The following is a 19,655-nucleotide window of genomic DNA, read 5'->3' as shown; positions in this document are numbered from 1 at the left end:
TAAAATAACCGTAACTTTGTACGTCTAGAAAATTTAGATAGACTTTTCTATAACAAAGAAAGAAATTTAATTCAACAAACAACATACAAATGGGAAAAGGATTTTTTCACGTACCAACTGCCATTAACGAACCCGTAAAAGGATATGCTCCTGGATCTCCAGAGCGTGAAGCGGTTTCAAAACAATACAAAGAATATTTTAACGGATCTGTTGATGTACCAATGTACATCGGTAACGAAGAAGTTAGAACAGGGAATACTCGTAACATGACTCCTCCACACGATCACCAACACGTGGTAGGTCAATATCATATTGGAGATAGATCACACGCTGAAAAAGCAATTGCTAATGCTTTAGAAGCTCGTAAAGCATGGGCGCAAATGCCATGGGAACAAAGAGCTGCTATCTTTTTACGTGCCGCTGAGTTAATCGCTGGTCCTTACCGTGCAAAAATTAACGCTGCTACGATGATTGCACAATCAAAAACAGTTCACCAAGCTGAGATTGATGCAGCTTGTGAGTTGATTGACTTTTTACGTTTTAACGTAGAGTATATGTCTGAAATCTACAACGAGCAACCAAACTCTGACGACGGAATTTGGAACCGTGTTGAGTACCGTCCGTTAGAAGGGTTTGTATACGCAATTACTCCATTTAACTTTACTGCAATTGCTGCAAACTTACCTGCATCGGCTGCAATGATGGGGAATGTTGTTGTATGGAAACCATCTGATAGTCAAATCTTCTCTGCAAAAGTAATTGTAGATGTATTTAAAGAAGCTGGTGTACCAGATGGTGTTATCAATGTAATTTATGGTGATCCTATTGAAATTACTGACGTAGTGTTATCGTCTCCTGATTTTGCTGGAATCCACTTTACTGGTTCTACATATGTATTCAAAGAAATCTGGAAAAAGATTGGTGAAAACATTCACACATACAAAACATACCCAAGAATTGTAGGTGAAACCGGTGGTAAAGATTTTATCATTGCACACCCTTCTGCTAATCCAAAACAAGTAGCTACAGGTATTTCTCGTGGTGCTTTTGAATTCCAAGGACAAAAATGTTCTGCAGCTTCAAGAGTATACTTACCAAAGTCGTTAGCTGAAGAAACTTTAAACTATGTAAAAGAAGACATCGCTTCTTTTAAAATGGGTTCTCCAGAAGATATGAGCAACTTTATTACTGCGGTAATTCACGAAGGTTCTTTTGATAAGTTAGCAAAGTATATCGACCAAGCTAAAGCTGATGCTGATGCTGAAATCTTTGCAGGTGGTAACTACGATAAATCTAAAGGATACTTTATTGAGCCAACTGTTATCTTAACTACCAACCCTAAGTACACTACTATGGAAACTGAATTATTCGGTCCTGTAGTAACTATTTACGTATACGAAGATGCAGATTGGGCAGATGCTTTAAAATTAGTTGACGGAACTTCTGAATACGCTTTAACTGGTGCTGTATTCTCTACAGATCGTTACGCAGTTGCAGAAGCTACTAAAGCTTTAGAAAACTGTGCTGGTAACTTCTATGTAAACGATAAGCCAACAGGTGCTGTTGTAGGACAACAACCATTTGGTGGAGCTAGAGCTTCAGGAACGAACGATAAAGCAGGATCTGCTCAAAACTTATTACGTTGGGTATCTCCTCGTTTAATCAAAGAAACATTTGTTTCTCCAACTGATTACCGTTACCCTTTCTTAGGATAATATATTCCGATTACGGAACTTTAATATAAATGAAAGCAACCTCAAATGAGGTTGCTTTTTTGTTTTTTCTCTAAAAGACAAACATTTACTCTTGCTTTTTAGCCCACAATTCACCTTCTCCTTGGTATCCATTTTGAAGCCACATTTTATCAAAAGCATGACTAAGTGTTTTACCTGTTTCTGCTCCTAAACAATTAAAAGACACGTTTCCTTTTCCGTGGTCTTGCATTATCCATTCTTCTCCTTCTCCTTGCACACCATCTTGCAACCATAATTTACCGAATGCATGACTAAGATATTTTCCTTTTTCAGTTCCTTTACATTCTAAAGCTACACGATTATCCTTAAGTTTTTTAAGTTCAAAAACCTCTCCTTTTCCTTGTACTCCGTTTTGAAGCCATACCTTATCATTCGCATGACTAAGGTATTTACCTACTTCTGCTCCAAGAGCTTCTAGTGCTATACTTGACATAATATAAAAATTTGGTTAGTTAATTTCCTACTCTATTTATAATAGGTTTTTCAGATTCCACCTTTAAAACAAACTCATTATCCTTATTATTTTAATGAGTATATTTTTCCACTACTAAGTTCATAAAAAACCTAACACCTTTTCAATCAAATACTTTAAACGATTGATATTCAAGAACAAACAACCTGTAAATCAGTATAAAAGAAGTAGTTACTTTCTTTTAAGTTTTATTTGTTTTCAAACAGAATTCAACTAATTTCGTTTACCGACTGTTTGTTAGATTTTGAAGGCAATGGATTACAAAGAAATAATTGAAAGTGTATATCAAAAAGTTGATACTATTGAAAATACAGGAGAGTTAGCTACCTACATTCCTGAATTGGCTACGATTGACCCTGAAAAATTTGGTGTGCATATCTCAACCATTTCCAATACCAATTTCGGTTTAGGTAATTTTCAAGAAAAGTTTTCAATTCAAAGTATTGCTAAAGTATTATCACTTTGTTTAGCCTACAAACAACTTGGAGAATCCATCTGGAATCGTCTGGGTGTAGAACCTTCTGGAAGTAGTTTTAATTCATTGGTACAACTTGAAAGCGACAATGGTATCCCTAGAAATCCTTTCATCAATGCAGGAGCTATTGTAATTGCAGACATACTGATTAGCAACCTAAAGAATCCTAGAGAGGATTTATTAAGTTTCATTAAAAGTCTTTCTGCCAATAAAAATATTGCATACTCCCCAAAGATAGCTGCTTCTGAAAAATCAGTCGGATATAGAAATGTGGCATTGTGCAACTTTATTAAATCCTATGGGAATATTCATAACGATCCAGAAGAAGTACTCGATTTCTATTTTGATTTATGCTCTTTAGAATTTAGCTGCGAACACCTTTCTGAATTGTTTTTATTCTTAGCCAATAATGGACAAACAAGACAAGGTAAACAAATATTAACTAAAAGTCAATCCAAAAGAATTAATGCCTTGATGCAAACCTGTGGTTTTTATGACGAATCTGGTGAGTTTGCTTTTAAAGTTGGATTAGCAGGCAAAAGTGGTGTTGGTGGTGGTATTATTGCTATACACCCTAACCAGTATGCGATTGCTGTATGGAGTCCTAAATTGAATAAAAAAGGAAATTCCTATAAAGGAATGCGTTTTTTAGAAGAGTTCACCACCCTTTCTGAACAGTCTATTTTTTAGATTGACTCTTGCTTTAATTCAAACTAACTTCGCTAATGTTGAATTGAATCATTATTCAACGAATACAAACAAAAAATTCATGAATATTAAAATTCTAAGAACCCAAAAACATCTTACTCAAGAAGAACTTGCTGAGAAGTCTGGGGTTTCCATTAGAACAATTCAACGAATAGAAGCAGGTCAAGAACCAAAAGGACATACTGCAAGAGCACTTTCTAAAGCACTTGACGTAGATTTAACTATCTTAAACAATATAGAAAAACCTAAGGAAATAGTAAACTACTCGTTAGTTAAGTTAATTAATCTTTCTTCAGCATTTGTATCCTTTATTCCGTTATTCAATATTCTAGTTCCGCTAGCTATTATGTATTTCGGAAAGCAAATAAATACTCTTACCAAACAAATCATCTCTCTCCAAATTTTGTGGACCATCACTTCTGCAATAATTTTTCTTCTGGCAGGATCTCTTAAACTTTCACTATCTCTTCCTCATCGTTTCCCTCTCTGGGTGATGATTTTTCTAACCCTAATAAATATCATTTTAATTATTATAAACACTGCCTCTATCGATAAAAACAAGAGGCTGTATTTTAAGCTCAATTTTAGTTTTATATAGAGAAACTATACTGTTTTCGGAGTATTGTCGTGAAGTTGACGCATTATTGTCAGGCTAATTTTTATGAGTACAGCAGCATCATTTATGACTTTTGCACAACAAAAAACATAAAGATGAACAAAACACATTTCTGTAGTATTCTATTGCTAATTTTTACAAGCTTCTTTGCACAAGCTCAAAAAAGAGCTCAATCAATAACTCTTTATTCAAGAATAGACAACTATCTAACCAAGGGAACTCAAAATGGCTTTTCAGGGGCAATTTCTGTGATTAAAAAAGGGAAAATCATCATCAATAAAGGTTATGGATTCGCCAACAAAAACACTCAAATACTTAATAATCCAAACACCATTTTTGATATCGGTTCTAACACAAAACAGTTTACCGCAACTGCAATTTTAAAACTCGCTGAATTAGACAAACTAAAATTAACAGACTCTTTGAGTCAGTATTTCTCTAACCTACCTGTAGATAAAAGAAGTATTACAATTCACCAATTATTATCACATACCGCTGGTTTTATAGAAACTATTGGTAAGGATTTTGACAAAATCGAACCAAAGCAGTTTTTTGAAAACCTTTTCGCAAGTGAATTATTGGCTAGGCCTGGTGAAAAATATTCTTACTCAAATGTGGGCTATAGTATCTTAGGAAGAATTATAGAACTGGTTACTGGTCAAACCTATGAAGCTTTTTTAAACCAGTACCTTTTTACACCGGCAGGGATGAAACAAACAGGCTATCTCTTACCAAAATGGGACACCATACAACTATCTCATAGTTATAATAGAGGAATTATTGATAGTAAATCGCCCATTATTCGATATCAAGAAAATGGAGAAATTTCTTGGCATTTAAAGGCAAATGGAGGAATCAATTCTACTCAAAATGATATGTTACTTTGGTACAATGCGCTCAAAAAAAATAAAATTATCTCAAAGAGATCATTTAAAAAACTAATCGCTCCACATGCTGATTACCCTAGTGGAAAATTAAGTTATGCATATGGTTGGATGGTAAAAACTTTAAAAAACAACACCAAAAGAATCGCTCATAATGGTTCAAATGGAGCCTATGCTCATTCAATTATCTGGTTTCCTAAAGAAGACATCTATATTGTCTACGCCACCAACGCAAACAGCTCGGAAGTAGAATTTATTGCTTATGCAATTGCAAAAATAATTCTAGACAAAAACTATATTCCAAAGCCAATTAAGAACAATGTATACTCTTACGTCATAAACTATATCAGACAACATACAATAAAGGATTCAGAAAACCTCATTGCACTACTTAAAGAAAACTATGCTGATGATTTTACAAATTCTAGGCTTTTAAACTCTATTGGAAACATCTTATTGATGTTAGATGAAAATATTGACTGGGCATTGGAAATTTTTAAAATAAATGTTCAGCTACACCCTAAAGATGGGAATATTTGGGATTCCTTAGGTGATGGTTATAAAGCTAACAATATGAAAGAAGATTCTATTAAAAGCTACCAAAAGGCCATCAAATTAGGATATAAAGATTCAGAAGAAAAGTTAGAGGAACTAATAAAAAATTAAAACAACCCCATAAAGGAATAAGCTTTTTAGAAGAATTTACCACCCTTTCTGAACAGTCTATTTTTTAAGAGAAAAAATAATATCCTTTTCTTCTTTGATTTTAGTTTCAATTTTTAATAGATTCGCTCTAACAAAAATGAATATGAATAATTAAAAATTGAACACTATGAAATTAAAAATTTTAGTGGGGCTTATTACACTATTTGCATTTACTCAAGTCTCGCTCGCTCAAAAAGTGAAAATCAAAAAAGGAATTGCACTTGTAGATGGAAAAGAATATGTCAAGGTTGAAAAAGAATCCGGAAACATGTCAGTTTATGGATTAAATAGCGGTGATGAAATAATCTTCATGAAATATATTGACCCTACTCCTCAAAACAAACAAAATCATGATAGCTATTATATTGTGAGATTTATTGACTTTGATTCTGAAGTAGAAATTAGCAGAAAAACTAGAAAAGGGATTTTAAAAATGTTGTACAAAGGAAAAGTAATAAATGGTGATAGTATAGATAAAGCTAAAATGAAGAGTTTTATATCAAAATATGGTTCTGATGAATCAAAAAACAAACTATATATTAGATAGATAATCTTTTCAATTAGATATTACTTTTACAAAAAAGCACAAGACATTTTAAAATATCTTGTGCTTTTTTAATTTCTCTGACTAACTCAACTCAATTTTCATATTCAAATACAACCATTTTGTAGGAACATCTAATGATTTTCCGTTTACCAATTTATCATAATCAATACCCCAATCAAATAAATTTACCTGACCTTGTAGTACCAATGAATTAGCCATTACATCTTTTGGGTTTCTAATTCCTGTTGCAAAAAACTTCATCTCTCTTTCAACTCCTTTAATAGACATCACTCCGTTAATCTGGTACCAATCCAATCCCATCACAAAAACATTGGTAGTTCTAAACCTTATTTTTTCGTTGTTATTGCTAATAAATACTCCTTTGGTTTTAACTCTTTTGGTTAAATCAGCCTTATCTCCTCTACACGCTTTAAATGAGTTTGGATCAACTTCAAACGAAATACGCATGTTTTCTAAAGGATTTCCAGAATCTATTCGCACAGGAATGTCTACTTTTAAATCGTCTACAATACCTCCAAACGGCGTACTACAATGTCCGTGTGTTACAAACATATTGATTGTCTTATTTTCTACAGTTTTTACAGTCTCCGCTTTTTCTTTTATTGTAGGCACTGAAGTTTTTGTAGCATAACCACTAATTAGAACTACTATTAACAATACAACTCCTAATAAGATGCTCTTTTTTATGATATTCATAATTTAAATTTTTAAAGTTTCCTCAAAATTATCAGAGCCTGCTGTGAAAAGTGCAAATCAATTGTCAAAAAAGTGCAAAAAGTGCTTTTAACAAGGTTATTATACTTATTTAGACCTTTGAAATACTATAAAATAAATTTTTCATCATTCCTTTTAGCCTACCTTTGCAAAAAATATATTGATGCAGTTTTCAGACCTACAACTAAGCAAGTCTATCTTAAAAGCACTTACTGAAGAAAGACACCACAAACCAACTCCAGTACAACAAGAAGTAATTCCGTTAGTGCTTAATAAAAAAGATGTAATTGTAACTGCACAAACAGGTACAGGTAAAACTGCTGCTTTTGCGTTGCCTATCATTCATGAGCTTTCAAGAGAAGCTGATGTTGAGAAAAGAGCCAAAAAGATAAAAGTACTGGTTATAAGCCCTACTCGAGAATTAGCGATTCAAATTCAAGAAAACTTTAAAACATATAGCAAATACACTAATTTAAGAACTACGGTTATTTATGGTGGTGTTGCCACACAGCCACAAAAAGATGTTTTAGAAAAAGGTGTCGATATTTTAATTGCTACACCAGGTCGTTTTATCGATTTACACAAGCAAGGCAGTATTGATATCCGTCAACTAAAAACATTGGTGCTTGATGAAGCTGATTTAATGCTAGATATGGGCTTTATTGAAGACGTTCAAAAGATTGAAGAATTATGTCCGCGTAAAAAGCAAACCTTACTTTTTTCTGCAACGATACCCGATAAGGTAAGTGATTTGGCTAAATCGATGTTATACAAACCTGAAAAGGTAGATATTTCTCCTGCGGAAACGACCTCAACTAACATTGGTCAATTGCTGTATTACACACCTAAAAAAAACAAGGTAGATTTATGTTTACACTTGCTTCGTAATACTATACATGGACGTATTATTATCTTCCGTCGCACCAAATTTGGGGTTGACAAATTGGAAAAAACACTTCAAAAAAACGGATACAAAGCAACCAGTGTACATGGTGACAAGTCTCAGAATCTACGAAATCAAGCTATAGAGGATTTCAAAAACAACAAAGCCAATATTTTAATTGCTACAGATGTTGCTGCTCGTGGAATTGATGTAAGCAAAGTTGATGCTGTAATTAATGTTGATTTACCTAACATTCCTGAAACGTATGTACACAGAATTGGTAGAACAGGTAGAGCTGGTAAATCTGGAATTGCTTTTTCATTGTGTAGTGCCGATGAAACTTCCTACATCAAAGCGATTCAAGAATTTATGGATAGAACTATAAAAATTATAGAAGATCATCCATTTCCCCTAGCTAAGCCTAAGCCTAAAAAGCAACCCAATACAGTTAGCAACCACAAAAAAGGAAGAAAATCAGAAGCTTCTAAAAAGAAGAAAAAACGCTGGTATTAAACCTTTTATTAAAAAATAAAGCAAAAAAGTTGTAGCTCTTATTTATTAATCGTAATATTGCAATATAATAATTAAACAATGGGATTAACCAAATCTGAAATATTCACTGAAGAACAAAACCAATTAGCAAGTATTGCAAAAGTACTAGGGCATCCAGCCCGTATTGCTATTTTGCAACACTTGTTTAAATTGAATTCTTGTGTATGTGGTGATTTGGTAAACGAGATAGGTTTGGCACAACCTACTATTTCACAACATTTAAAAGAGCTTAAAAAACTTGGCATTATCAAAGGTACTATTGACGGAACTAGTGTCTGTTATTGTATTAACTTAGAAAAGTGGGAAGAAATTAAAAGATTGCTTTCTTCTTTTTTAAATCTTAATTTAAACAATTCAACTTGTTGCTAAAAAAAATTTAACTATATTAATCGTAATATTACAATATACACAAATACCATGAAACTATCAGAAATCAAACAACATTTAAGCACCTTAAAAACCATCGCTTTTCAATTACCTGATGGAAGTTTAGTCCCAAATCACTTTCACGTAACTGAAGTAGGAAAAATCACTAAAAACTTTATTGACTGTGGAGGTACTATTAGAGACGAAGAGGTCGTAAACTTTCAATTATGGAATGCCGATGATTATGACCATCGATTACATCCTGAAAAATTAATCCACATCATAGAACTATCAGAAAGAGTATTACACATTTCTCCTGATTTAAGAATCGAAGTAGAATACCAAGGAAGCACCATTGGTAAATACGGATTGGATTTCGACGGAACAAACTTCCTATTAACCATCAAACAAACGGATTGCTTAGCAAAAAGTAGTTGTGGAATTCCATCAGAAAAACCAAGAGTACGATTGTCAGATTTACAAAAACAAACGGAAGCTTGTTGTACACCTAACTCAGGATGTTGTTAATATGAAAACACTAACCTCATCACTATTTTCTGAAATACAGCAAACTCTTTCAAATTTACCAACTGTTTCAGAGAAACGCAAAGAAGTTTTACAACCTCTTATCAATTACATTCAAGAAAAACTCAATAATAAAGAAGTAATAAATCTGAATTTTATATGTACACATAATTCAAGACGGAGTCATTTATCACAAATATGGACACAAACCATGGCACATCATTATAAAGTTCTAAATGTATATAGTTATTCTGGAGGAACTGAAGCTACTGCTATGAATTCAACAGTTGTTACTACTTTAGTTGATAACGGATTTCAAATTCAAAAGTTATCTAATGAAACAAACCCTATTTATGCAATAAAATATGCTGGAAATATGCCTTCTATTATAGGTTTTTCTAAAAAGTATGATGATGATTTTAATCCAACTTCAAACTTTTGTGCTATCATGACTTGTTCACAAGCTGATGAAGGGTGTCCTTTTATAGCTGGTGCTGATAAAAGAATACCTGTTACTTATGAAGACCCTAAACTATACGACGAAACATCTTTAGAAAAAGAAAAATACTTAGAGCGTAGTTTAGAAATAGCTTCAGAAATGCAGTATGTGTTTGCTTCTATAAAAAACTAACCTTTAAATTTTATAGGTAAGTGCACCACTTTTTTGGTTTCGAAGAAATCTTCTTCAAAAAAGTTAGGTAAATCATAAATGGTGGCTTTAGGGAAATCAGCTAATTCTTCCGTAAGGTCACCACCTTTTAAATATAGAATTCCGTTTTTGAGTGCATGGTTTTGTTTCTTCTGCACTTTATCTTTCACCCAACGGTGAAATGTTTCCATCTGCGCTACTGCTCTACTCACAATAAAATCGTACATTTCATCTACTTCTTCAACGCGACCGTGAGTCGTTTTTACATTTTGTAATCCTAAGCCCTCAACCACTTCATTAACCACTTTAATCTTTTTTCCGATAGAATCTACCAAATGAAATTGAGTTTCAGGAAATAAGATTGCCAAAGGTATTCCAGGAAAACCTCCTCCAGTACCTACATCCATAACTTTTGCTCCAGGTTGGAACTCCATCACTTTAGCAATTCCTAATGAATGTAACACATGACGTAAATACAGCTCATCAATATCTTTACGAGAAACCACGTTAATTTTTAAATTCCAATCTTGGTATAATTCTTGCAACTTAGAAAATTGTTCTAACTGCGTTTCTGATAAATTCTCAAAGTATTTTTTTATAAGTTCCATGAAGTGATTTTTTCCGTTGCAAAAATAAAAAACTAATTGGTATTGTTAATTTTTATGTAAAAGATATTAATCTAGTTAAAAAGTTAGACTATAGCAATAACCATGAAGCAAAAACGTTTATTTTTGCGACACAAACAAACAACAAATGAAGACAGTAAACTTCTCAAGAATAGATAAAACTAAGTTTTTTAGAACTCTTAATAAAAGAGTTAACACCTACTTTAAAGAAAACGACATTAAGCGTACAGGTAACTGGAAGTTATATTCCAAAGCAATAATTATGTTAGCTACTTTTATTATTCCATTCATATTAATTTTAACTGTTGATATGTCTCAATGGATAAAATTAGCCTTAACCGTATTAATGGGAGTTGGAATGGCAGGAGTTGGAATGAATGTAATGCACGATGCCAACCACGAATCTTTTTCGAGTAAAAAATGGGTAAACAAGCTTTTTGGTAGCAGTATTTATATTTTAGCCGGAAACGTATACAACTGGAAAGTACAACACAATGTGTTACACCACACCTATACCAACATCCAAGATCATGATGAAGATATGGATGCGGGTAGAATTATTCGCTTTTCTAAGCACTCACAATGGTTATGGATTCATAAATTCCAAAAATATTATTCGATTTTCTTATACGGATTATTAACTATTAACTGGGCTATTACTACCGATTTTAAACAAATGCGTAATTACTTAAAACGTAAATTATCATATGGTGAATTCCCTAATCCAGCTAAAGAATGGACTAAACTAGTAGTTTCAAAAGTAATTTATTATGTACTTTGGATTGTATTACCAATTGCAATTATGAATGTTGCATGGTGGAAAGTTTTAATCGGATTTTTTGTAATGCACTATACTGCTGGTATTATTTTAAGCGTAGTTTTCCAATTAGCACACATCGTTCCAAAAACAGAAACTCCTTTACCAGACGAAGATGGAAACATGAAAAATACCTGGGCTATTCACCAATTATATACCACTGCAAATTTTGCGCCTAGAAACTGGTTTATTAACTTTTACACAGGTGGATTGAATCATCAGGTAGAACACCATATCTTCCCACATATATCGCATATTCATTACGATAAATTAGCTAAGATCGTAAAAGAAACTGCTAAGGAGTTTAATCTTCCTTACAACGAATACAAAACAACCCGTAGAGCAGTTATTGAACATTTCAGACATTTAGCTGAACTAGGAAGAAAGCCTCAATTAGCATAAATCAACATACAACATAACACCACAATGTCAAACGCATTATCAAACAGAATTAACAGTTTACCTGTATCTCAAACATTAGCTATGGCAGCTAAAGCTAGAGAATTAAAAGCTGAAGGTAGAGATATCATCAGTTTAAGTTTAGGAGAACCAGACTTTAACACTCCTGATTTTATTAAAAATGCTGCAATCGAAGCCATTAATCAAAACTATAACGCTTATACTCCAGTTGATGGGTATGTAGAGTTAAAAGAGGCTATATGCGAAAAATTTAAACGCGACAATAACTTAACCTATAACCCAAATCAAATAGTAGTTTCTACAGGAGCAAAACAATCTATTGCCAATGTAGCACAAGTATTATTAAACCCTGGTGATGAAGTATTATTACCAGCGCCATATTGGGTGAGTTATTCTGCTATCGCTACTTTATGCGAGGCAACCTATACGGAAATTCCTTCTTCTATTGATACTGATTTTAAAATTACTCCAGAGCAATTGGAAGCAGCAATTACGCCAAAAACAAAGATGATTTTCTTCAACTCACCAACAAATCCAAGTGGTTCTATTTATAGTGAAGAAGAATACAGAGCTTTGGCTAAAGTGTTAGAGAAGTATCCAAACATATATATATTATCAGACGAGATTTACGAGCACATCAACTACGGAACAAAGCCATTTAGTTTTGCTGCGATTGAAAGCATGTACGACCGTACTATTACCGTTAATGGATTAGCGAAAGCTTTTGCTATGACAGGATGGAGAATCGGTTATATTGGTGCTCCTGAATGGATTGCAAAAGCGTGTACAAAAATGCAAGGTCAAATTACTTCAGGAACCAATTGTATCGCTCAACGTGCTGCAATTACTGCTGTAAAAGCATCGCCAGAAAAAGTACAGTACATGGTAGATGAGTTTAAAAACCGTAGAGATTTAGTATTACAATTATTAGGTGAAATCGACGGGTTTAAATTAAACGTACCTGAAGGTGCCTTTTATATTTTCCCAGACATTTCTGATTTCTTTGGAAAAACTATCCGTGGAAAAGAAATTAAAGATGCTAACGATTTTTCTATGTTATTGTTAGAAGAAGCAAATGTAGCTACAGTAACAGGTGAGGCTTTTGGCGCTCCAAACTGTGTCCGCTTATCGTATGCTGCTTCTGAGTTACAATTACGAGAAGCTATCAAGAGAATTAAAGAAGTTTTAAGTTAAAATTAAAAAGCCTTTATAAAAAAGACCTCACAGCTTTTTGAAATCTGTGAGGTCTTTTTTGTTCGTAACAGTTTACCTATTGCAAGTATTTCAAGACGAGCTTATGACATTTAAACCCTTGGCTATCGCCCTGCGATTAAAAAGGAACTTTCAATTTTCTAACTTTCTTCTTTTTAGGTTTCCTTAAATACAATGCTTTTTTGTTGTAGTCTATAAACGCTTTTCCAGCTTCTAAAATGTCTGCACCAATAATTCCATCTACTTCTTGTGCATTGTGTTGTTTTAAAGCAGTATTTACATGCGTTAAATCAAACAATACCAAATCACACTCATCACTTCTCCACTTCCCAATTACTAGCGAATTGTTTTCAGACTTGTGCGTATCCATATCCGTCGCTCCAGCTCCAGCCGCTTTTACATCACTCTCTTCAGAAATGAGTTTAAAACGTTCAATTAAGTCCAATCCAACACACGAATTAGACGCTCCTGTATCCAGAATAAAGGTTCCCTTTACCCCATTGATTTCAGCAGTTAACTCCAAATGATTGGTCACCATTTTTTTGAGTTTTATTTTGATGTATTTCTTTTTCCGTAATACTTTTTTCAAACTTGCCATTTCTTGTACTTTTGCACAAAAATACGTCATTACGAACAAAGTAAAGTAATCTTTATAAACAGATTGCTTCGTCATTACTTCCTCGCAATGACATAAAAACAAAAAATGATAACCGATACTCATACCCATTTATACTCAAGCCAGTTTGATGAAGACAGAAACGAAATGATACAACGCGCAAAAGATGCTGGGGTTTCTCGTTTCTTTATTCCTGCGATTGATAGTTCTTATACTGAACGTATGTTCGATTTAGAAAAAAACTACCCAAACGACGTGTTTTTAATGATGGGGTTACACCCTACTTCGGTAAAAGAAAACTACCAAGAAGAATTAGCGCATGTGAAAGAATGGTTAGACAAACGTGATTTTTATGCTATTGGTGAAATTGGTATCGACTTATATTGGGATAAAACTTTCTTACCACAACAACAAGAAGCTTTTCGTACACAAATTCAATGGGCAAAAGAAAAACAATTACCAATTGTTATTCACTGCCGTGATGCTTTTGATGAAATTTTTGAAGTATTAGAAACAGAAAAAGGAGAGGATTTATTCGGGATTTTTCACTGCTTTACAGGAACCTTAGAGCAGGCCAAAAAAGCAATTTCATACAACATGAAATTAGGAATTGGAGGGGTAGCCACTTTTAAAAATGGAAAGATTGACCAATTTTTAAATCAAATAGACATTAAACACATTGTCTTAGAAACCGATTCTCCTTACTTAGCACCTACACCATACAGAGGGAAGCGTAATGAAAGTAGTTATATTACTCAGGTTGTAGATAAGTTAGTAGATATTTATGGATTAACTTTCCAAGAAATTTCTGAAATTACAACACAGAACTCTAAAGAAGTTTTTGGTGTTTAACTTACAAACCACATACTATAAAACCCCTATCGGCACTGCTAAAATTGAAGGTGATGAAAACGGAATCCAATCCATTTCCGTACTAGATGAAGATGCCTCAACTCCAATCAGTACTCAAAGAAATGTTCCTGCTTGCCTGCAAGAATGTGTTACCCAACTAGAGGAATATTTTACTGGAACAAGAAAAGTGTTTGATATAAAATTGAATCCACAAGGAACTACCTTTCAACAATCAGTTTGGAAAGAATTACTTAACATTCCTTTCGGAAGTACTAGAACATATTTGGAACAAACCAAACAATTAGGAGATGCAAAAGCGATTCGCGCTGTAGCCTCTGCTAACGGTAAAAATCCTATTTGGATAATAATTCCATGCCACAGAGTTATTGGTTCTGATGGCTCTTTAACTGGATATGCAGGTGGTCTTTGGCGTAAAAAATGGTTGTTAGAACACGAAAGTGGGTCAAAACAACAAACGTTATTTTAATTTTCGTCAATACAAATTCCGAAACTTTAGGGTAAATATCTTTATAAACAGATTACTTCGTCATTACTTCCTCGCAATGACTACTCTTAATTTAAGTTACGTTTTTCAATAAAAAATTTCTTCAACAGAAAACCACATTCTTCTTCTAAAACTCCAGATACAACTTTCGTTTTTGGATGTAATTTCGTTTTTAACACACTAAAACCAAGCTTTGGTTCACTGGCTCCATACACTATTTTCCCTATTTGAGTCCAATAGCTTGCTCCTGCACACATCTGACAAGGCTCTAAGGTTACATACATAGTACAATCCTTTAAATATTTTCCTCCTAAAAAATCTGCTGCAGCTGTAAATGCTTGCATTTCGGCATGTGCTGTAACATCGTTTAATAACTCCGTTAAATTGTGTGCCCTAGCTATAATCTGATTATTAAAAACAATTACAGCTCCCACAGGAACCTCTCCTTTATCAAAAGCGATTTCGGCTTCCTGTAAGGCTTTTTTCATAAAATAAGTGTCATCAAACGGATTCATATACGTGTATTCATGTAAGTCCTTAAACAAATGTAGCTAAAATTTGTTTGTGCTAACTCTGAGTAAAATACTTATTTTTACCAAAATTTACGATTTGATTTCAATCAACACTTCTGATAATAAAAAAGTTTATTTTGCTTCTGATCAACATTTAGGAGCTCCTACTTCTGAAGCTAGTTTTCCTCGTGAGCAAAAATTTGTTACATGGTTAAACGAAGTAAAAAAAGATGCTGAAGCTATTTTTATTTTAGGCGATTTATTTGACTTTTGGTTCGAGTACAAAACTGTGGTTCCCAAAGGCTTTGTACGTGTTTTAGGCAAGCTTGCAGAAATAAAAGACAGTGGTATTCCTATTTACTTTTTTGTTGGAAATCACGACCTATGGATGCATGATTATTTTGAAAAGGAATTAAACATTCCTGTATACCACTCTCCTCAAGAATTCAAAATCAATAACAAGCTGTTTTTAATTGGTCATGGTGATGGATTAGGCCCAGGAGACAAAGGGTATAAACGTATGAAAAAGGTATTTACTTTTCCTTTATTTCAATGGCTATTTCGTTGGTTACATCCAGATTTAGGTGTTCGATTAGGACAGTATATGTCAGTTAAGAACAAATTAATTTCTGGTGATGAAGATGCTAAGTTTTTAGGAGAAGACAATGAGTGGTTAGTACAGTACTGTAAGCGTAAATTAGAAACAAAACATTACGATTATTTCGTGTTTGGACATCGACACCTTCCTTTAGAAATTCAACTTAAAGAGGATAGTACTTATTTGAATACTGGTGATTGGATTCAATATTTTACTTACGCTATATTTGATAATAACAGATTAGTTTTAAAGGAATATAATTCATAAAAAAAGCACCTTTTAAAAGGTGCTTTTTCATTATCAAATAATTAAGCTTAGAACTTAAAGGTTAATCCTGCTTTGAATGTCATTCCATTAAATCCAAACTGGTTTACTTCCCAAGGATATTTAAAACGTCCTCCTAAATCAGTTACAACATCTCCCTTAGTATCAATTTCATCTGGATACACATCAAATAAATTATTTATTTGTGCATTGAAAGAAATCATATCAGAAAACTCATAACCTAAAGATACATCTGTAATTGCTTTTCCGCTAAATGTTTGATCTTTACCTGGGTCTGTAGCATGTTGCCATGTTACTTCTCCAAAGTAAGTATTATTCAAATAAGCTGTAAACTTTTTGTATTTATAATCAGCTCCAAATAAAAACTTCGTATTAGGTCTTGCACTAATAATTCTTGACTGCTCTTTTCTATTAAAAATGGCATTCTTATAATTTGCTAAATTTGTCGGTGTTTTAACTTCTCCTTCTAATTTAGTTCTATTGATATTTAATGCTAAATTCAACCCTAATTTTCCAGCAGCAAAATCAATATTTTTATAACGCATTGTATAATCAAATCCTTCTGTTTTAGTATCTGCCGCATTAATAAAGAACTTAATACTTGTCACATCATAGTCATCTAAGATTTGCTGAACTGTAGCGTTAGGATTTCCATCATCATCAGTTCCTCCAATTTCTCCAGAGAATAATACTCTATCCTCTACCTTAACGTTATAATAATCTAACGAAATGGTAAAATTATTAGAGGCTTTTACTGTTATACCTGCAGAAATATTTTTTGAAGTTTCAGCAAATAATGGATCTACTCCTAAAGCTTGAATTACTGGGCTTACATTATTAAATGTTCCTTGATTTGAAATTGTTCCTCCAGAAACTAATGTTTGTACGTTACTTAAATATACCTGATGTAAGGATGGTGCTCTAAACCCAGTACTATATGAAGCACGTAATACCCCTGCTTCTCCAATCTTATATCTTGAATTTACTTTCCAAGAAAAGTTATCTCCAAAGTCTGAATAATTTTCATATCGGATTGCCCCTCCAATTAAAAAGTCTTTTGACACATCCCAATCTAATGTACCATAACCTCCTACATTGGTTCTTGTTTCATTCAAAGCATTACTAGGTTGCAGTCCCGGAAATGATTGTGCACCTCCGTCAATATACGACGCCTCTTCACCTTCCGTAACTTCAAAACGCTCTTGTCTAGCTTCAATTCCAAGCCCAATACTTACATCCCCAAAAGAACGACTTACATCAAAATTACCTATAATGTTACTAAATGCATATGCTCCAGCATCAAAAGAAGTTGGGCTATTTGCTCCTAAACTCACATTAATAGTGTTACCAATAGTATAATCTACAGAGTTTCTACCGTAACTAGCACTTAAATCAGCTTTAAAACCTCCTAAATTAAACTTACCTCCTCCTGTGAATAAAATATCTTGAATATCCGTTTCAAAGGTTGGCTGAAACCCATCGTAAGTTTCTCCTGGCGGAGTTAATAATCCAAAATCATCAGTAATCCAATAAGGTGTTCTATATAAAGCAAAACTTTTACCTTGTCTTATATTGAATCCTCCAAAAGCATATAGCTTCGTGTTTTCATTTAATGGGTATTCTCCATTTATAAACAAATCACCTTTTTTCATTTCTGGCTGACCTATAGTCATCCCTAAATCTGGATTATCTCTTGTCCATTGGTTATCTACACCAAATAAATCATCTTTTCCAGGTTCACCTGCTCTATTTGTTTTTTCTTGATAACTTAAACCTAATGTAGCATTTACAAATCCTCCTTCACCAAAAGTAAACGTATGATTAACATCACCATCAACATTAAATCCATCTCCTTCTTTTGTCACTCCTGAGTTCACATTTACCTGCGTAAATTCAATATTTTTCTTTAATATAATATTTACCACTCCCGCTACTGCATCAGAACCATACTGTGCCGAAGCTCCATCACGTAAAATCTCTACTCTTTCAATAGCTGCTGTCGGAATACTTTTCATATCTACTCCAACCTCACCTTTACCTGGCGTATCATTTACATACACTAAAGCACTTTGATTCTTACGTTTTCCATTTACTAAAACCAATGTTCTACTTGGCCCCAGTCCACGTAAATCTGCTGGATCAAAATGAGCTGTAGCATCAGAAATTGTTTGATTACTTGAATTGTAAGAAGGAACCGTATAAGTTAACATTTGGTCAATATTAGTTTGACCCGTTGCTTGCAACTCTCGCACACTAACATTATCTATAGGAACTGCAGAGTCTAATATTGTTCTCGGCTTAGAACGGTTTCCTGTCAACACAACCTCGTCAAGAACATTATCTTCATTCAAAGTTATTGTAATATAAGAAACATTATATAATGTTTTCTCTACCGTAGTAAAACCTACAAAAGAAAACACTAAAGTGGTAGGCATCTTTTTCACATTGAGGACAAATTCTCCTTGTTCATCTGTAGTTACTCCATTAACTGTCTCTTTTTCTAGCACATTAACAAAGGAAAGTGGCTCTCCACTTTTGTCTGTTACTTTACCTTTAATTGTTTGCCCAATCATTGATGTAAAAGACATCAATAAGATGAAAACAAAAATTTTGTTTTTTTGATTCATACACATATCACTAAGTTTTGTTAATACATAAATGTTAAAAAAGTTAATTTTTTATAAACATAGTAAATATTTAGAACTTTAAACAATAAATAAATCAAAATAAGCCTCGCAACATTGAAATATCAAAAGTTAAAACCTTAACTATCGTTAAGAAAAACTCCTTTTTCAATGTTGTGAGGCTTATTTATTATATAGCCTACAAATGGATATACTATTTATTAAAACTGATAATTTAGTCCTATACTAAAATTTGTTCCTAGTTGGCCTAATTGCTGTACTTCTGAAGAATATATGAAACGTGCTCCCGCTTGTGCCGTATTTGTAGCTGGATCCGTTGGGTCTGGATATACATCAAAAATATTATTAACATTTGCGTTTATCCCTATTTTATCCGTCAAGTTATACACCAATCCTAAATCGGTTGTAATTTTAGCATCCAATTCTTGATCAACTCCTCCAGATTGTGGAGCAGTAACTATAACCTCTCCAAATCGAGTATTATTTAAACTAATATTCCATTTTTCAATATCATAATTCAACCCTAGTATAAATTTGGATTTTGGTCTTGAGTTCGTTATCAATCCTTGTTCTTGTCTATCAAAGATATTATATCCATTATCCGCTAAAACTTCTGGTGTATTAATTGCATCAATTGTAGTTTTATTATAGTTCGCCGCTAAACTGGCCGATAATTTACCACTACCCAACTCAATA

The 19,655-nt window shown here is 33.3% G+C and carries 20 protein-coding genes and 1 pseudogene; 14 read left to right on the top strand and 7 right to left on the bottom strand.

The window, feature by feature from the left end:
* The first annotated feature begins 89 nt into the window (after positions 1 to 89).
* Positions 90 to 1,715 (top strand): L-glutamate gamma-semialdehyde dehydrogenase, encoded by a 1,626-nt coding sequence (gene pruA / locus ACQY6M_RS05250; RefSeq protein ID WP_428741455.1) that lies wholly within the window; start codon positions 90 to 92, stop codon positions 1,713 to 1,715.
* An 85-nt stretch (positions 1,716 to 1,800) separates the two neighbouring features.
* Here the strand turns inward: pruA and ACQY6M_RS05245 are convergent, their stop codons facing one another.
* Complete coding sequence (locus ACQY6M_RS05245; RefSeq protein ID WP_428741456.1) at positions 1,801 to 2,187, bottom strand: hypothetical protein; 387 nt, start codon at positions 2,185 to 2,187, stop codon at positions 1,801 to 1,803.
* A 292-nt stretch (positions 2,188 to 2,479) separates the two neighbouring features.
* On the opposite strand from ACQY6M_RS05245, the gene ACQY6M_RS05240 reads away from it, so the two are divergent.
* From ACQY6M_RS05240 to ACQY6M_RS05225, 4 genes are all read left to right on the top strand, one after another.
* On the top strand, positions 2,480 to 3,391 hold the full coding sequence (locus ACQY6M_RS05240; RefSeq protein WP_428741457.1) for a glutaminase: 912 nt from the start codon (positions 2,480 to 2,482) through the stop codon (positions 3,389 to 3,391).
* Between the two features lie 43 nt (positions 3,392 to 3,434).
* Positions 3,435 to 4,007 carry a helix-turn-helix domain-containing protein gene (locus tag ACQY6M_RS05235; RefSeq protein ID WP_428744924.1) on the top strand — a complete coding sequence of 191 codons (573 nt, stop codon included), beginning with the start codon at positions 3,435 to 3,437 and terminating at the stop codon, positions 4,005 to 4,007.
* 113 nt (positions 4,008 to 4,120) lie between these two features.
* The gene (locus ACQY6M_RS05230; RefSeq protein WP_428741459.1) at positions 4,121 to 5,575 is read left to right on the top strand and encodes a serine hydrolase; all 1,455 of its coding nucleotides are present in this window, start codon (positions 4,121 to 4,123) and stop codon (positions 5,573 to 5,575) included.
* A 166-nt stretch (positions 5,576 to 5,741) separates the two neighbouring features.
* Positions 5,742 to 6,161, top strand: coding sequence for a hypothetical protein (locus ACQY6M_RS05225; RefSeq protein ID WP_428741460.1), 420 nt, complete (start codon positions 5,742 to 5,744; stop codon positions 6,159 to 6,161).
* 81 nt (positions 6,162 to 6,242) lie between these two features.
* Here the strand turns inward: ACQY6M_RS05225 and ACQY6M_RS05220 are convergent, their stop codons facing one another.
* Positions 6,243 to 6,878, bottom strand: coding sequence for a YceI family protein (locus ACQY6M_RS05220; protein ID WP_428741461.1), 636 nt, complete (start codon positions 6,876 to 6,878; stop codon positions 6,243 to 6,245).
* A gap of 181 nt (positions 6,879 to 7,059) precedes the next feature.
* On the opposite strand from ACQY6M_RS05220, the gene ACQY6M_RS05215 reads away from it, so the two are divergent.
* The 4 genes from ACQY6M_RS05215 to ACQY6M_RS05200 all read left to right on the top strand — a co-directional run bounded on the left by ACQY6M_RS05215 (position 7,060) and on the right by ACQY6M_RS05200 (position 9,853).
* Positions 7,060 to 8,292, top strand: a complete 1,233-nt coding sequence (locus ACQY6M_RS05215; RefSeq protein ID WP_428741462.1) for a DEAD/DEAH box helicase — start codon at positions 7,060 to 7,062, stop codon at positions 8,290 to 8,292.
* A 78-nt stretch (positions 8,293 to 8,370) separates the two neighbouring features.
* Positions 8,371 to 8,700, top strand: a complete 330-nt coding sequence (locus tag ACQY6M_RS05210) for an ArsR/SmtB family transcription factor (RefSeq protein WP_428741463.1) — start codon at positions 8,371 to 8,373, stop codon at positions 8,698 to 8,700.
* Between the two features lie 48 nt (positions 8,701 to 8,748).
* Positions 8,749 to 9,225, top strand: a complete 477-nt coding sequence (locus ACQY6M_RS05205) for a DUF6428 family protein (RefSeq protein WP_428741464.1) — start codon at positions 8,749 to 8,751, stop codon at positions 9,223 to 9,225.
* A 1-nt stretch (position 9,226) separates the two neighbouring features.
* Positions 9,227 to 9,853, top strand: a complete 627-nt coding sequence (locus ACQY6M_RS05200; protein ID WP_428741465.1) for a low molecular weight phosphatase family protein — start codon at positions 9,227 to 9,229, stop codon at positions 9,851 to 9,853.
* Here ACQY6M_RS05200 and rsmG read toward each other — a convergent pair.
* On the bottom strand, positions 9,850 to 10,479 hold the full coding sequence (gene rsmG, locus ACQY6M_RS05195) for a 16S rRNA (guanine(527)-N(7))-methyltransferase RsmG (protein WP_428741466.1): 630 nt from the start codon (positions 10,477 to 10,479) through the stop codon (positions 9,850 to 9,852). The genes ACQY6M_RS05200 and rsmG overlap by 4 nt on opposite strands.
* A 145-nt stretch (positions 10,480 to 10,624) precedes the next feature.
* Here rsmG and ACQY6M_RS05190 point away from each other — a divergent pair, with 145 nt between their 5' ends.
* Entirely contained in the window at positions 10,625 to 11,716 is a 1,092-nt protein-coding gene (locus ACQY6M_RS05190; RefSeq protein WP_428741467.1) for a fatty acid desaturase family protein, read from the top strand.
* 24 nt (positions 11,717 to 11,740) lie between these two features.
* Entirely contained in the window at positions 11,741 to 12,928 is a 1,188-nt protein-coding gene (locus ACQY6M_RS05185) for a pyridoxal phosphate-dependent aminotransferase (protein WP_428741468.1), read from the top strand.
* Between the two features lie 136 nt (positions 12,929 to 13,064).
* Here the strand turns inward: ACQY6M_RS05185 and ACQY6M_RS05180 are convergent, their stop codons facing one another.
* A complete protein-coding gene (locus ACQY6M_RS05180; RefSeq protein WP_428741469.1) occupies positions 13,065 to 13,544 on the bottom strand; it encodes a retropepsin-like aspartic protease in 480 nt (159 codons plus the stop codon).
* Between the two features lie 105 nt (positions 13,545 to 13,649).
* Here ACQY6M_RS05180 and ACQY6M_RS05175 point away from each other — a divergent pair, with 105 nt between their 5' ends.
* Both ACQY6M_RS05175 and ACQY6M_RS05170 read left to right on the top strand, forming a co-directional pair.
* Positions 13,650 to 14,414, top strand: a complete 765-nt coding sequence (locus tag ACQY6M_RS05175; protein WP_428741470.1) for a TatD family hydrolase — start codon at positions 13,650 to 13,652, stop codon at positions 14,412 to 14,414.
* On the top strand, positions 14,407 to 14,901 hold the full coding sequence (locus tag ACQY6M_RS05170) for a methylated-DNA--[protein]-cysteine S-methyltransferase (RefSeq protein ID WP_428741471.1): 495 nt from the start codon (positions 14,407 to 14,409) through the stop codon (positions 14,899 to 14,901). The genes ACQY6M_RS05175 and ACQY6M_RS05170 overlap by 8 nt, the downstream gene beginning before the upstream one ends.
* A gap of 86 nt (positions 14,902 to 14,987) precedes the next feature.
* Here the strand turns inward: ACQY6M_RS05170 and ACQY6M_RS05165 are convergent, their stop codons facing one another.
* Positions 14,988 to 15,434, bottom strand: coding sequence for a nucleoside deaminase (locus ACQY6M_RS05165; protein WP_428741472.1), 447 nt, complete (start codon positions 15,432 to 15,434; stop codon positions 14,988 to 14,990).
* Between the two features lie 94 nt (positions 15,435 to 15,528).
* Here ACQY6M_RS05165 and ACQY6M_RS05160 point away from each other — a divergent pair, with 94 nt between their 5' ends.
* Positions 15,529 to 16,296, top strand: coding sequence for a UDP-2,3-diacylglucosamine diphosphatase (locus ACQY6M_RS05160; protein ID WP_428741473.1), 768 nt, complete (start codon positions 15,529 to 15,531; stop codon positions 16,294 to 16,296).
* Between the two features lie 47 nt (positions 16,297 to 16,343).
* On the opposite strand, the gene ACQY6M_RS05155 is transcribed toward ACQY6M_RS05160, so the two are convergent.
* The gene (locus tag ACQY6M_RS05155) at positions 16,344 to 18,941 is read right to left on the bottom strand and encodes a TonB-dependent receptor (RefSeq protein WP_428741474.1); all 2,598 of its coding nucleotides are present in this window, start codon (positions 18,939 to 18,941) and stop codon (positions 16,344 to 16,346) included.
* A gap of 218 nt (positions 18,942 to 19,159) precedes the next feature.
* Positions 19,160 to 19,655, bottom strand: a pseudogene (locus ACQY6M_RS05150) (TonB-dependent receptor); the annotation flags it as partial.

Origin of the sequence: Tenacibaculum sp., assembly GCF_050290165.1 — a bacterium.
Taxonomy (GTDB): Bacteria; Bacteroidota; Bacteroidia; order Flavobacteriales; family Flavobacteriaceae; genus Polaribacter.
This window is presented reverse-complemented; position numbering and strand designations above follow the sequence as displayed.

What these genes read in the sequence shown, in the direction of transcription:
- pruA (WP_428741455.1), top strand. Translation starts at nt 90, where the DNA reads ATGGGAAAAGGATTTTTTCACGTACCAACTGCCATTAACGAACCCGTA.
- ACQY6M_RS05245 (WP_428741456.1), bottom strand. Translation starts at nt 2,187, where the DNA reads ATGTCAAGTATAGCACTAGAAGCTCTTGGAGCAGAAGTAGGTAAATAC.
- ACQY6M_RS05240 (WP_428741457.1), top strand. Translation starts at nt 2,480, where the DNA reads ATGGATTACAAAGAAATAATTGAAAGTGTATATCAAAAAGTTGATACT.
- ACQY6M_RS05230 (WP_428741459.1), top strand. Translation starts at nt 4,121, where the DNA reads ATGAACAAAACACATTTCTGTAGTATTCTATTGCTAATTTTTACAAGC.
- ACQY6M_RS05225 (WP_428741460.1), top strand. Translation starts at nt 5,742, where the DNA reads ATGAAATTAAAAATTTTAGTGGGGCTTATTACACTATTTGCATTTACT.
- ACQY6M_RS05220 (WP_428741461.1), bottom strand. Translation starts at nt 6,878, where the DNA reads ATGAATATCATAAAAAAGAGCATCTTATTAGGAGTTGTATTGTTAATA.
- ACQY6M_RS05215 (WP_428741462.1), top strand. Translation starts at nt 7,060, where the DNA reads ATGCAGTTTTCAGACCTACAACTAAGCAAGTCTATCTTAAAAGCACTT.
- ACQY6M_RS05210 (WP_428741463.1), top strand. Translation starts at nt 8,371, where the DNA reads ATGGGATTAACCAAATCTGAAATATTCACTGAAGAACAAAACCAATTA.
- ACQY6M_RS05205 (WP_428741464.1), top strand. Translation starts at nt 8,749, where the DNA reads ATGAAACTATCAGAAATCAAACAACATTTAAGCACCTTAAAAACCATC.
- ACQY6M_RS05200 (WP_428741465.1), top strand. Translation starts at nt 9,227, where the DNA reads ATGAAAACACTAACCTCATCACTATTTTCTGAAATACAGCAAACTCTT.
- rsmG (WP_428741466.1), bottom strand. Translation starts at nt 10,479, where the DNA reads ATGGAACTTATAAAAAAATACTTTGAGAATTTATCAGAAACGCAGTTA.
- ACQY6M_RS05190 (WP_428741467.1), top strand. Translation starts at nt 10,625, where the DNA reads ATGAAGACAGTAAACTTCTCAAGAATAGATAAAACTAAGTTTTTTAGA.
- ACQY6M_RS05185 (WP_428741468.1), top strand. Translation starts at nt 11,741, where the DNA reads ATGTCAAACGCATTATCAAACAGAATTAACAGTTTACCTGTATCTCAA.
- ACQY6M_RS05180 (WP_428741469.1), bottom strand. Translation starts at nt 13,544, where the DNA reads ATGGCAAGTTTGAAAAAAGTATTACGGAAAAAGAAATACATCAAAATA.
- ACQY6M_RS05175 (WP_428741470.1), top strand. Translation starts at nt 13,650, where the DNA reads ATGATAACCGATACTCATACCCATTTATACTCAAGCCAGTTTGATGAA.
- ACQY6M_RS05165 (WP_428741472.1), bottom strand. Translation starts at nt 15,434, where the DNA reads ATGAATCCGTTTGATGACACTTATTTTATGAAAAAAGCCTTACAGGAA.
- ACQY6M_RS05155 (WP_428741474.1), bottom strand. Translation starts at nt 18,941, where the DNA reads ATGAATCAAAAAAACAAAATTTTTGTTTTCATCTTATTGATGTCTTTT.